The 12561-nt window shown below is 30.3% G+C and carries 9 protein-coding genes; 2 read left to right on the forward strand and 7 right to left on the reverse strand.

Annotated features, from left to right (window positions below; all coding sequences use genetic code 11):
• The 4 genes from IJQ68_RS04235 to IJQ68_RS04250 form a co-directional block, all read right to left on the reverse strand.
• Window positions 1-678, reverse strand: coding sequence for a zinc ribbon domain-containing protein (locus tag IJQ68_RS04235; RefSeq protein ID WP_292797380.1), 678 nt, complete (start codon window positions 676-678; stop codon window positions 1-3).
• Between the two features lie 120 nt (window positions 679-798).
• Window positions 799-1377 carry an Ig-like domain-containing protein gene (locus IJQ68_RS04240; protein ID WP_292797382.1) on the reverse strand — a complete coding sequence of 193 codons (579 nt, stop codon included), beginning with the start codon at window positions 1375-1377 and terminating at the stop codon, window positions 799-801.
• Between the two features lie 154 nt (window positions 1378-1531).
• A complete protein-coding gene (locus IJQ68_RS04245; protein WP_292797384.1) occupies window positions 1532-2749 on the reverse strand; it encodes a hypothetical protein in 1218 nt (405 codons plus the stop codon).
• 15 nt (window positions 2750-2764) lie between these two features.
• Window positions 2765-5452, reverse strand: coding sequence for a hypothetical protein (locus IJQ68_RS04250; RefSeq protein ID WP_292797387.1), 2688 nt, complete (start codon window positions 5450-5452; stop codon window positions 2765-2767).
• A 72-nt stretch (window positions 5453-5524) separates the two neighbouring features.
• Between IJQ68_RS04250 and IJQ68_RS04255 the strand changes: the two genes are divergently transcribed.
• Window positions 5525-5938 carry a DUF1232 domain-containing protein gene (locus IJQ68_RS04255; protein ID WP_292797390.1) on the forward strand — a complete coding sequence of 138 codons (414 nt, stop codon included), beginning with the start codon at window positions 5525-5527 and terminating at the stop codon, window positions 5936-5938.
• Window positions 5939-5967: 29 nt separating this feature from the next.
• The gene (locus IJQ68_RS04260; protein ID WP_292797393.1) at window positions 5968-9225 is read left to right on the forward strand and encodes a tetratricopeptide repeat protein; all 3258 of its coding nucleotides are present in this window, start codon (window positions 5968-5970) and stop codon (window positions 9223-9225) included.
• Here the strand turns inward: IJQ68_RS04260 and IJQ68_RS04265 are convergent.
• The 3 genes from IJQ68_RS04265 to brxL all read right to left on the reverse strand — a co-directional run.
• Window positions 9205-9963, reverse strand: a complete 759-nt coding sequence (locus IJQ68_RS04265) for an SWIM zinc finger family protein (RefSeq protein ID WP_292797395.1) — start codon at window positions 9961-9963, stop codon at window positions 9205-9207. The genes IJQ68_RS04260 and IJQ68_RS04265 overlap by 21 nt on opposite strands.
• Window positions 9960-11060, reverse strand: coding sequence for an SAP domain-containing protein (locus IJQ68_RS04270; RefSeq protein WP_292797398.1), 1101 nt, complete (start codon window positions 11058-11060; stop codon window positions 9960-9962). The genes IJQ68_RS04265 and IJQ68_RS04270 overlap by 4 nt, the downstream gene beginning before the upstream one ends.
• Window positions 11061-11097: 37 nt before the next feature.
• Window positions 11098-12561, reverse strand: a 1464-nt coding sequence (gene brxL / locus IJQ68_RS04275) for a protease Lon-related BREX system protein BrxL (protein WP_292797401.1), incomplete at its 5' end; no start/stop codon positions are given.

The following is a 12561-nucleotide window of genomic DNA, read 5'->3' on the forward strand; positions in this document are numbered from 1 at the left end:
TTAATCGATGACCTTTATCTTATGTGCTGAAAACCATCCACCAACAACATCACCGATTTGTGTCGGCTCAGTTGATTTTTCTGTGTTTGCAAATTCACCTTCCAGATATACGGTATGGCCTTCATAACCAGCTAAATCATGAGAAGATGGATTTCCCTGTAAGAAGAGATACTGATCACCAACACGGATAACATCATAATCATATGATGAATAATAAAAAAAATAGGGTAAATTCCAGTCAGTTGTACCAATATATTCACCTGTGAACTTTACCTTCTCATGGGCAACAGGGTTTGCAATATAACTGCTGTCAACTTCCTTATAAGGAGTTATAAATTTGATGATGCTTGGTGAAGCTACAATCAGGCAAAGAAGGACAAAAGCCAAAACCAAAATTATAAAGTTTTTTGAATGAATAAATCTGTTTAATCCATCAAAAAAGCTACTGACTTCAACTTTACCCCTATCTAACACATCTGAAGCTGTGTTAATGAGAGGATTCTCCAGTCTTACCCCACATTTTGGACATATTTCTGCATTTGCATCAATCTTTTTGCCACAGTTATGACAGAATTTTGTTTCATTTTCATTTTCACTTACTTTAAATCCACATGAAGTGCAGAAATTGGAATTATTTTCTAATTTTTCACCGCACTGTGAACAGTATCTTGCATCCATTAAATCACACCTAAAGATTTTATATTAAATAAAATCCCAACAGTTATATTTCAAACCTCATTTTTCATTAGAGACTAAATTCTTCAATGATATATTGTGATTAAAACTATATTAAATTTGTTAATCATGATAAACTCCAGCTTCCTCATCCCAAGCATCATGAGAGCCAATATAATGACCGCCATGCTCTGGCGTGTATGTCCAACCATAATATTCTGCCTGCTCTCTGGTAATACCTCCGGAATCAACTTCCGGACCTATGGAATCGCTTGAAGATGAAGTTGAAGTTGATACTGATTTTTGAACTTCGACAACTTTCTGTTTGATTTCCAAATTGGTTAACAAAGATGAATTTTTTAATTTATCATTACCATCAAAAATTACAGTTACTGTGTAATTTCCAGGAGTTAATCCATTTAATGATATATCACATAATCCATTGTTATCCGTCTGTCCGGATTTATTAATTACATCACCGTTTTGATCTTTAAACATTACAACTATTGAAGAATTAGAAACAGGATTTTCATTCAAATCTGTTAATTTAATAGACATTGATTCATTTTCTGATAAGGAAGTGCTACTTTCCATTACCAGTTTAGTTTCTTGTTTTTGCATATTTGGGATTGCAGACATAATACCAATGATTAAAACAATTAGTATAGCCAGTAATATTCCTATTGTTAATTTATAATTCATTTAATTCACCATAATTAATTTTTTAAAACCACATTCATCGAATAAATTTCAACGAGTAAAATTATCATCCTTACAGTTTCCTTTTACTAAATTTACTCCACAACTTTGACAATAGATGAATAATTACTTCGTATTAATAACAAAAAGACAGGAATTACCTAAACATTTTATCTAGTTTTTTTGGTTTAATCTCATATTTTTCATTAATAACTTCATTTATTTTATCAAGTTTTTCTATTCTTTCAAGTTTTTCTTGTTTTTCCATTAGTTTCTTTCTTTCATCATATTTTATTGCTAATTCTTTATCTTTCATTTCAGTTTTGTTAAACAAATCTTGATTTAAAATAATCCATGGTAAATTCAAGTTCAAAACTTCTTTTTTTAATAGAGGGATTGATCTTCTTTTAATGGTAAAATTATTTTCAGAGCCTTTGGAATAATTATATTCCCATTCATTATTTAATGATACCCTAAATAATCCAGTTTGAGTAATCTTTTTTTGAATATCAATTTCCTGGATTAATTTTTTAGTTAATTCTTTATCTATCTTCAATGATTTTTTATATAATTGATTATCAATAATCTTCCAAATCAAATTATTATCTTTAATTGTTTCTTCCAAATCTGATAATGATGATGAATATATCCATGAATCATCTTCAAAATTTTTATATCTCCAATTATTACCTGTTTCATTTATTATTGGTGTTACAAAAAGTATGCCTGTACCTTTGTTTTGAATTTCATATTTCTCAATTATTAAATTTAATTTATGGGATTTTAAAATTGATTCATAATTATCTTTTAAAAACTTGTAAAAACGAGGTAAAGAAAATGAAAGTATTAATTCACATTCTTTATGTTTAAACTCTTGGGAAACTTTTTTATCAGTGATAATCCATTCTAAATTTTGATTTAAAACAGTATCTTCCAATTTCCATAAATATTTATGAGAAATTTTTTTATTTCCATCATCATAAATCCATACATTACCCAATTTATCAAATTTAACATTTTTAAAACCAGTATTGTAAACAAAATCTGTTTTAGGAGCACTGACTATTCGAGTTCTTAATATTCTTCTATGTGAATTATTTTTTTGTAAGGGAGGATTATTTTTAATTTTCTTGGGAATAATGTTTTTCTCATGAATAATAATTTCATCAAATTTAACTGATTCAGGTTTATCTATCTTGCTTGATTTATCTGCAAGGTCTTTATCAGTAATTTTCCATTCATACCCTAAAATAGTAATTTTACTTTTCAAATCTTTTAAAGATCTGCCAGTAATTTTTCTATCATCTTCTAAATGATACTCCCATTTAAGGAAGGCTGATTCATTATAAATTACATTTTTAATACCTGTATCCATAATAAATACCTCCAATTAATCTTTTTTATGTCCCATCATTTCTTTTTTGAGCTTCTCGATTTCCTTTCCATCCTTTTTCAAAATGGTTGAAGTTTTTGAAGGATTTTTCATATTGAAGAAGAAATCCGTTTTATCATCACCCTTTTGCATAGCTTCATATAAATCTGAATTTTTATCATCAGACAGTAAAGTATTGTCATCATTTTCATTTGCATATAATTTATCACCATGAGCGTCTAAAACTGACATTCCTTCATTATCATTATCTTTATCCGTGAGATCTATTACAATATTTTCCTGAGTAATCAGTCCGTCGTCCTGCCATACTTTAAGGTCATCTTCGGTGAAATTAATGTCGAATATTCTTAAAATCTTTTCTATGGACTGATTTTTTCTTAACAGTTTGTTTACCCATAATATATTAGGCTCCATATAGTGTGAGTAGAAAAATTCTGAAAATTCCCTGAATTTCTCATCACTTTTGCCTTTATAGTACCAGTCGTATACATCATCAAATGTTACACCGGCACGTTTTGCAGCAACATCCGTTTTGCTGTCATTTCGGATTTCTCTTTTGACTATTTCCATCCTTTCATGCAATAATATTTCATCGATTCTTTCTTTTAACTGAAGATATTCATCATCGGATAAATTTGATCTTTTAAGTGAAGTGTCATGACCTCTTCCGCTGAGGATTTCTTCAACATACTTGTCCTTTTTAAACTCCATGTACTCGTCATGGAAATCTGCGTTACTTTCATAGCATAGATTGAGCTCGTCTTTTGTTAAGTCAATGCTGTCAAGAGCCTTGTTGAAGGGCTTTCTTTTAATCTCCTCCATGAACCTTGAAAGCTGTTCCGGAACAACTTCGCCTTCATAGTATTGATAAAGCTCACAGTATACTTTTGAGCCTCTTTTTCCAAGAAAAAGGAAAGTGTTTATCTCATGGACTGACACCTCAACGCTATCTGAAATCTGTTTTTTGGTCATGCCTTTTTTAAATCCTTTTAAAATAAGTTCAGCAATTACCTTTACGTTATCGTCCTTGAATTTATCAAAGAGTTTGTTTTTCCTCTTAAGCCATTTGTCGACGATTGCTTCATCCATATAAATTGCTTTGCAGGCTTCGGATTTTGTTTTTCCGGTTTTTCTCTCACTTAAATATTTATCCATCAGAATCCGGTTTGATTTTATGTAGAAATCCGAATCGATTTTTGCTTCATCAAACCATCTGTAAAAGTCATCAACGGTGATTTTTGTGAGTTTGCATGAATTTTTCAAGTCATTGTTTGTAAGGTAGCTTAAAAGCTGTTCCTTTCTTTTTTTGATGATTTTTTCATATTCCTGGCCGAATTCGTTTTTCTTGAATTTTGAGTATTTGACCAAATCGTCATATTCCTTTCTGGTGATTCCGGCCTCTTTTATGACCTGCTCTTTTGAATAGTTTTTGCTTAAAAGATTTAAAATCAGATCCTTTTTGATTTGGGAGAGCTCCTCTTCAAAATCCGGATCGAATTTAGGGAAAAACTCAAGCATCTCATCTGAAATGTTCAGTTTTCTTTTGATTTCTGAGTTTTTGATACCCTGCCTTTTAAGGGAGAGATAATCATCAATGAGAAGCCTGTTGAATATCTCAAATGATTCGTTGAAATCATTTTTCCGGTACCTGTTGAGATTGATCTTATACCATCTTTTCAAGTCCTTTTCGGGGATGGTGGTATATTCAATGCTTGCCCAGATGTTTTCAGTGGTTAATAAATCCTTTTCGAACTTGCTTATGATTTCATCATTGATTACCTTATAGAACTGATAATAAGGGTCCTGTCTGAAGCTTCCCTGACGGTATTGCTTTGTATCCTTGATTTCTTTTGGCGTGATTTTATCTTCCCTGAACTTGGTAATCAATTCGCCGATTTTAATGTATGAATCAATTCTTGACATGTAGGAGTCGATGTTCATATTGTTGAATTCAATGAATCTTCCCTTTACTTTGAACAAGTTACTTTTAACTAGTGAATTGATTAACGGAGCAACATAGCCCTCATGGATTCCGTATTCGATTAAATCTTCCTTGGTGAATCTGGCGTCCTTTCCGAAGCTGTTTCTGATGCTTATGAAATTGTTTGCATTTTCTATATCTCTGTTACATTTTTCACAGAAAATGGAGTAATTTGAATGGTTAGGCTCACCGCACACAACACAGTAGTCATAGCTGAACTCAACGATTTCAGTAAAATCCGGAATCTCCATAAGCTCAATTTCATCATCTGTGAAATCCAATTTTAAAGGCCTGTATTCGGGAACACCCCTGTACTGGTCATACTCATCGCTGTCACGGTAGAACTTCTTGGCGATGTAAAAGAGCCTTTCGTGAAGCTGCAGGGCAACGACATACTCGTTTTTCTCAATCTCTTCAAAATTGTCATGAATATGGCTTCTCATGTTATAGGCTGTTTTGATTTTTTCCTTAAAGCCGTAGGCAATTCCGTCAAGCCTGTAGACCGCATCGATTTGGTCTGAGAAGTTCTTTCGTGAATTGTATGGGATGTTAACTGAATTTAAGTATTGCTTCAGGATGTGTTCAAGAAAAGTCGTGGCGTCGGCCTTCACCCCGGACGGGGAAATGCTGACCTGCTTTTCAATTCTCATTCCCAGCTTCCACAAAGTGGTATCGAAATCCTTTAAAAAATCAAAATTGGACAATTTTATTCACCTGTTATATATAATATTAGAACAATATAATATTTAAATATTATAATTTTAATACTATTAAATATGAATAAGGAATTTAAGGATTTTTATGACACTCTCACAGAAAATCTGGAAAATTATAAAGGAGAATACGAATCCTTCATTAACTACGGACCAAATCTGTTTAAACTTTTATGTGATTTATTGAATGCTGAAATTGACTCTTCACTACGATTGCCAATATGTGGCGCCATAGCATACTACGTCACACCAGATGATATTATTTCTGAACAGGTCTACGGTCCCTACGGATACATTGATGATATATATTTAGCCAGCTATGTTTTAAAATTAGTGGCTGACGAGCACGGATACGATTTTTTACAGGAAAATGCAAGCTTTGAAGTGGAATCTATTGTTAATGAATGTGAAAGCAAATCTTTAGAGATATTAAATAAGGATGAAGTTGAAAGCATTATTGCTTATATTGGATTATAACTTCAAAAAACACATATAAAGTGATAAAAATGTATGATAAATCTTTAAATTCATTAGTAAAAGAATCTTTTGAATTATTAACTTCAAAGAAATTTAATGAAGTGATTTCAAATATCACCTCCTTTTTAAAAGATAATTCAGCTAATATTGACAGTGAAAGAATTTCATTCATAAATCTTGTAGAAAAAGAACTTTATGAGAAATATTATGGTCCGATTGACTGTGAAATCAGTCCTATAAGCCATTTATATTTAGTTCTTGCAATTGCATATAGCCATGTTTTAGATTTTGATGAAGCACAAAAGAATTTAAAAATTGCTAAAAAAATCAATCCGATTTCACCAGAAATTCAACTAGCATTATGTAACTGTTATAAAAGATATGATAATTTTGATAAAATTAAAGAAATTTTATATAATATTTTTAAATTCAACTATAAAAGCCAGCATTTTTATGAAACTTATTTAGTACTTTCAATTTATCAATATGAAAAGGGAGATTTTCTATTATACCATCATTTAACTAATTTTGTTAAAAGAGATAATAATCATGACATTACCGAAGACATTCATTATATAAATGACAAGGATGTTCCGATTACATTTGACAATGAAATGATTGCTATTTTAAAAGATAATGATTATGAATTATACAAAAAAGCAATAAATTATAATGCATATATTAAAAGCTTTTTTTATGGTGTTGATTTAGAAAGAATTACAGAAAATATCAAAATTTTAATCGCAAACAACCAGTATGAAGATGCTGTTAAAAAATTAGAAACTTTTTTCAATGATAATCCACTGGATGGATCCGAAAATTATTTCATGTTCCATAATCATATTGAAATGGAATTATATTATGAAAGCTCAGATTTTGATGAAAATCATATTTTATTTTCAAAAGAAAAGAATTATCCTTACTTATATTATTTATACGGCTTTTGTCATGAAAGTCTGAATAATTATAAAGAAGCTATTACCTTTTATAAAAAAGCTCTGGAATTTAACCCATATTCATTTAATATTCATATGAGAATCATAAATATTTATTTGGAGCATAATTTCACTGTTGATTATAAATTATTAGTATTTCTGGAAAGCATTTCATATGATATTAAAGATTTGTTAAATGTATATCGTGCATTTCAAATGAATCTGGAACTTGAAAATAAGGAGGATGAATCTGATATAATACTTGCATTTACTGCAGATGTTACATTTGAATCATTTGACAGAATCAATCTAAAAGCTTTTGATATCTTTAAAAATTATAATTTCCAGGTTTCATTTAACAAAAAAATCATTTCAATAATTGATGATGCCAAAAATCAGCTGGATAATGATAGTGATGATTACAAATATTATGAAAATCTTGAAGATAATATCTGTGAGTTTAACTTAAAAATGGATGAATTAAAAGGAAATGATGTTGAAATCAAATCAAAATATAAATTAATAAAAGAATATAGTGAAGAAGAGTTATTGGGTTCATATGTTTTAATAAAAGATTTTGAAGATAGAAATATTGTTACCTATTGCTACAGGCAGGTTACGGGATCCGTCTTTTTTGTCTTTCTCACAACAGCCGAAATCGATGATGAAATTAAAATTAATCCCCGTGGGGAAATTTTCAACGACATAATTTATCCGAAAGAAGTATTTGATGACAGTGCGGCAATTATTCTTGATGAACTCACACAATTCAATGATTATTTGGATATTGATAATGATTATTCAAGATTTATAAAATTTAACATAAGCGGTGATGATGAAAAGGATAAGAAGTTCCTGATTAATGAACTTCTAAACATCAGGGATGATACATTTGGATTGAAAAGGGATTCCATAGGAGTAGAGCTTAGAAAACTGATTAACATTAATGAAATAATGTCAAAAGATATCCCATCCAATGAACTTATTGAAAAAGTCAATGAATGTGAAGATTATGTAAAATCACTTGAATTAATCAATGAGTTTCTTGAAAAATATCCTCCATTATACTTCAATTCACCTGTGAAATCATATTATTACTTCAATGATAATGAACATGAATTATATGCGAAATATAATAATAGCTCTGAATTAATTGAATTAATACCTCAAAATCACAATTACTGCGAAATATTTAATTTAAAAGCAGAATGTCTTATAAAATTAGATTTATATGAGGATGCAAAAGAGTGCATTTTAAATTCATTATCCCTAAATCCGATGAATGTGAAATCCCATATCATATTATCTGATTTAAATGTGAGAGAGAAAAATATTGATTTGGCAATTTCACTTTTAAAGGAAGCTCTGCTTTATAATACAGATATTGTCATACATTGTGAAATTTATAACAGATTAAGTGAACTTACAAATGATGAAAAACTATCAAAAGATTTAAAATCACTGATTGGATTGATGAACCAGTATGATGAGAATATCATTCTGGAAATTAAGGACAATATAATAAATAACAATATCCTCTTAGGTTTTAATAAGGAATTAATTGAAAATGACGAATTTTATTTGGGAAATAACGTATCAAAAATACTTCAGGAGATAAATCCGATAATGGAAAAATATCCTTTATATGCCGCAAAAAAATTAGAAAAATATTTGCGTGAAATTTCCAATTCAAATGAATACGGATTTGAAATTCCATTTAAAAAAATTGATGCACCATTATTATATTCTTCACAAGAAACATCCGCAGACATATTCTACAACTTCAGAAATGAAATTGAACAGAAAGTATTCAATACACTCTACACCAGCCAAAACAAAAAGATAATACCACCACAGGACGATTATGCACAATTATTAAGCAATTACGGATACTGCCTGATTTCTTTTGAAAGAGGAAAAAGCAGAGCAATATTAAAAGAAGCATTGAAATTGAATCCTGTAAATGCCCAGACATTACTTAATATGGCCAGATTAAGTAAATATGACTACAATATGGAAGAATATAAGAAATACCTTGATCAAGTATTTGAAGTGTGCTATGAAAAAGATACATTAATTGAAGCATATGAAGAATTAAAAGAATATTATAAAATTCAAAGACAAACAGAAATTGTAGACTTATTAAATCAGTTTATTGAAAAGTTAAAAGCTAATGAATTTGAAAAACACGACAATTATGACTATGAATTAATGTTTGATAAATATGAAATTCAAATGGGATTCAGCAAACAGATAGAAGATATAGTAAAAGATACAGATATGGACTGTTATGAAAAAATCAGGAAAGTAAATGTAATTTTCGATGATAAATTATCTACTATCTTCAAATAACTTTTCAACATCACCTATTCTAGAGTAAATATCAGTAAACCTCTCCAAAATATCAAGATTATGATTATTCAGAATAATGTTGGCCAGAAACTCCAAAGTTTTATTTTCCTGACCTGAATTGAATAATTCCATCATAATATCATCCAATTTGTATAAAATATTGTCAAAAGCATTCCAGTTATGCTCATCATATAACTCTTCAAGATAGGCGACAAGCAAATCACATAAAGTGAAAACCAAATTATACTGTTCGTGTTCAATTAATGAATCCAAATCCTCATCAATGAATTTTATTACATTGACTGAATTGGAAAAGGACTTTTTAAGCTTATTGATATAAAAGTCATCATCAATTTTAGAATCTGTGAACACCTTAAATCTGTTGAAGAGATTATCATCATTTAGAAATTCCTGAAGCACGAATTTTCTTAAATCCTCTTCACTAACGCTATTGAGGATTTTTTCCACATCATGATTATGATTGAAAAGCTCGGGATGATTATCTGCGTAATATAAGGTTGTAGCCAAATGCTTGCAGTTGCCTTCATATGGACAGCTGCAATACATTGAGGCTATCTGATTATCCTTAAATGTAATTCGCAGATTATAAAAATCATAACCCCTCACATTGGCATCAATATGGTCATTGGTTGCGTTTATTATTTCAACCGCATCCAATTCGTAATAGTTTTGACCTCGCTCAAGAATCTGTTGTGAGAAATGTTTCTTCCAGTTCATACTATCAAAGTAATTTTATCATTTAACTCATCAATATCCTCATTTAAAGCCTGATTAAGATAATTATAAGAATCTTCTTTTGATGTTAATTTTTTATCAAATTTAATATCATCCCAGGCATCATTGAAAATTGCTTTTAAATCATCAATTTCAGCCAAAGCAGATAATGCATCGATATTGTTAATGTTTGAATGATGAATCGGAATATAATCCTTTAATTCTTCATTATCCAAAAATACTGGATTTAATTTTAAAATGAAAACTTTCAGTTCATTAAATAAAGCATTTTCATAATCTTCCTCATTAATATTAATTAATGCCAAAGATGAAAAGGCATCATGCAAACGGTTGAAATCCTCCTCATCATATCCTTTTTTAATGTTTTCATCAAGATAGTTCAGTGAGTTTTCAAGCACACTACCAGTATCATACTCAGTCATGTAATATTCATAATCATCAAAATCAAAATAAGCCAATAGGGCATTGTAAAATGCAACCCAATTAACACCCATAAATCTGTGAATACCATAATCGGTAACCACATAGCTATTTTCACTTTCATAATTGACTAATCTGTTAACCAATGCATTTTTATTCCCGTCAGTGCTTAAAGATCGAAGAGCAAGTTCATCCTTAAGTTCATTTAAATCATACTTTTTAAATGTTTTCCTTAATTTCCTGTTATTCGAACCGCCTTTTTCAACCAATCCGTTTGAAATTAGAAAATCCTTAGCCATGTCTTTAGGCATATTCAAATCAAGCATATCCAATACTAAATCCAAATTGGAAGTAACCTGTAAACCCAGAATAACATTAAAAATTACAAGAGAATAAGATCTGACATGAATATCCATCAAATCAAGAGAATGCAAATGCTTCTCATAATCAGCCAAATCAATAATTGAACGGGAATAAGTATAGTTTTTAACATATGAATAATCATCATCCAAATCTAATACTTCCCTATCTTCAATATCAGCAATTTCTTCAATTGAATCCAATTCCAGCATATGTTCTTCATTCAATTTATTGAATAAATCAATGTCATTATTATTATAAACTTCTACAAGCTGATTAAATACTTCTTCATTATCCATAATTACACCTCATTTAAAATTTTTTAAGATTTTTTAGTTATTCTACACCCAATGCTTTCATAACTGCTTCTTCAGGAGTATTATAAGGAATTGTCGTGAATTTAGAGAATAATTCTGGTGGCACTAATGCAATATCGGCATATGAACTCATTGGAATTAATACTTTTTTAGCACCGCTGTCAAGACAAACTTGAAGAGCATCAGCAAGATTTGGAACTTTTTCAATGGTTCCTCCCAAAGAGAAGTTACCTAATATAGCTGTGGACGGTATAATTTGGCGATTTATTGCAACACTACATAATGCTACAAATGTCGCTAAAGTTAATTGATTTGTCATGCCAACACCATGTAAATCTTTAACCTGCATTACATAATCCTTATCTTTGTATGAAATCTGTCCGCTGACTGAACTTCCATTTGACTTAAAGTATTCATACGCTATCTTTACAGATTCAGTAACATCTTTTTTAGAACCAATTCCATTTGGTGTGAACTTACCATTACCAGCCATCATCTTAGTTTCAAACTTGTAAACACCATACTTTCCATTTTCAGACGTTCCAACAGAGTATAAATGTCCTGGTTTTAAATCTCCTTCTGGAATTAATGTTGAACTGGCCTGTTCTGATACACCAACATAGTTTTCAATATTTTCATCCATATCAATATATGAGAAGTTTACATCGTAAAATTCCATTCCACCAATCTTTTTGAGTTGTTCTTTTACTCTTCTTCTAGATTCTAATGCAAGTTCCAAGATTTCACGAACATCTTCCTTGTCAAATTCTCCATCAGGATATACTAGTTTTACAAGACCTGACACCATTCTATTAACGGCTATTGTGTCTCTTTGATTTAAGTCATGACCTAATTTGAAGTAGTCATGATATGCATCGGAAAATGATCTTTTTCTCATCTCACGGAAGAACTCTGATAAATAATCTGTTATGAATCCGAAGTCGTCTGTGAAAAATTCCGGTCGGTATTTTGGTATTTCCCAACCTGGAATATAACAGTGCATCCTATCAAAGAATGCTGTGTCTGTTCCCATTTCTGGAGGGAATGGATCAAATAAGCTGGATGTTTTTAATAATGATTCAACACTTTGGTTGATATTTCCAACAAATACCATGGATGCATTTGCATTTTTTGCCTCTTTTCCTCTTGAAAATGAACCTGATGCCATGAAATCTTTCATTATAGCGACACCGTCCTGGTCCTTAAATTTTATTCCAGCAACTTCATCAAAGGCAACGCAGTCCCACATTCCAACAAGACCAATTTGACGGGTATTCATATTATAAAATAGGTTAGCAACAGTGGTTTGACCTCCTGAGACTAAAATAGAATTCGGTGAAATTTCCTTATAAATATGTGATTTACCGGTTCCTCTAGGACCTAATTCACATAAATTAAAGTTATTTTCAACCAGTGGAATAAGTCTTGCAAGCAATAACCATCTTACACGTTCATCAAACTGTGTTGGTTCCATTCCGCAAGA

This window comes from Methanobrevibacter sp., assembly GCF_017447225.1.
GTDB lineage: Archaea > Methanobacteriota > Methanobacteria > Methanobacteriales > Methanobacteriaceae > Methanocatella.

Bases quoted from the DNA above. Each gene is read 5' to 3' on its own strand.
- IJQ68_RS04265 (WP_292797395.1), bottom strand. From the start codon at position 9,963: ATGAACTGGAAGAAACATTTCTCACAACAGATTCTTGAGCGAGGTCAA.
- IJQ68_RS04240 (WP_292797382.1), bottom strand. From the start codon at position 1,377: ATGAATTATAAATTAACAATAGGAATATTACTGGCTATACTAATTGTT.
- IJQ68_RS04270 (WP_292797398.1), bottom strand. From the start codon at position 11,060: ATGGATAATGAAGAAGTATTTAATCAGCTTGTAGAAGTTTATAATAAT.
- IJQ68_RS04245 (WP_292797384.1), bottom strand. From the start codon at position 2,749: ATGGATACAGGTATTAAAAATGTAATTTATAATGAATCAGCCTTCCTT.
- IJQ68_RS04255 (WP_292797390.1), top strand. From the start codon at position 5,525: ATGAATAAGGAATTTAAGGATTTTTATGACACTCTCACAGAAAATCTG.
- IJQ68_RS04260 (WP_292797393.1), top strand. From the start codon at position 5,968: ATGTATGATAAATCTTTAAATTCATTAGTAAAAGAATCTTTTGAATTA.
- IJQ68_RS04235 (WP_292797380.1), bottom strand. From the start codon at position 678: ATGGATGCAAGATACTGTTCACAGTGCGGTGAAAAATTAGAAAATAAT.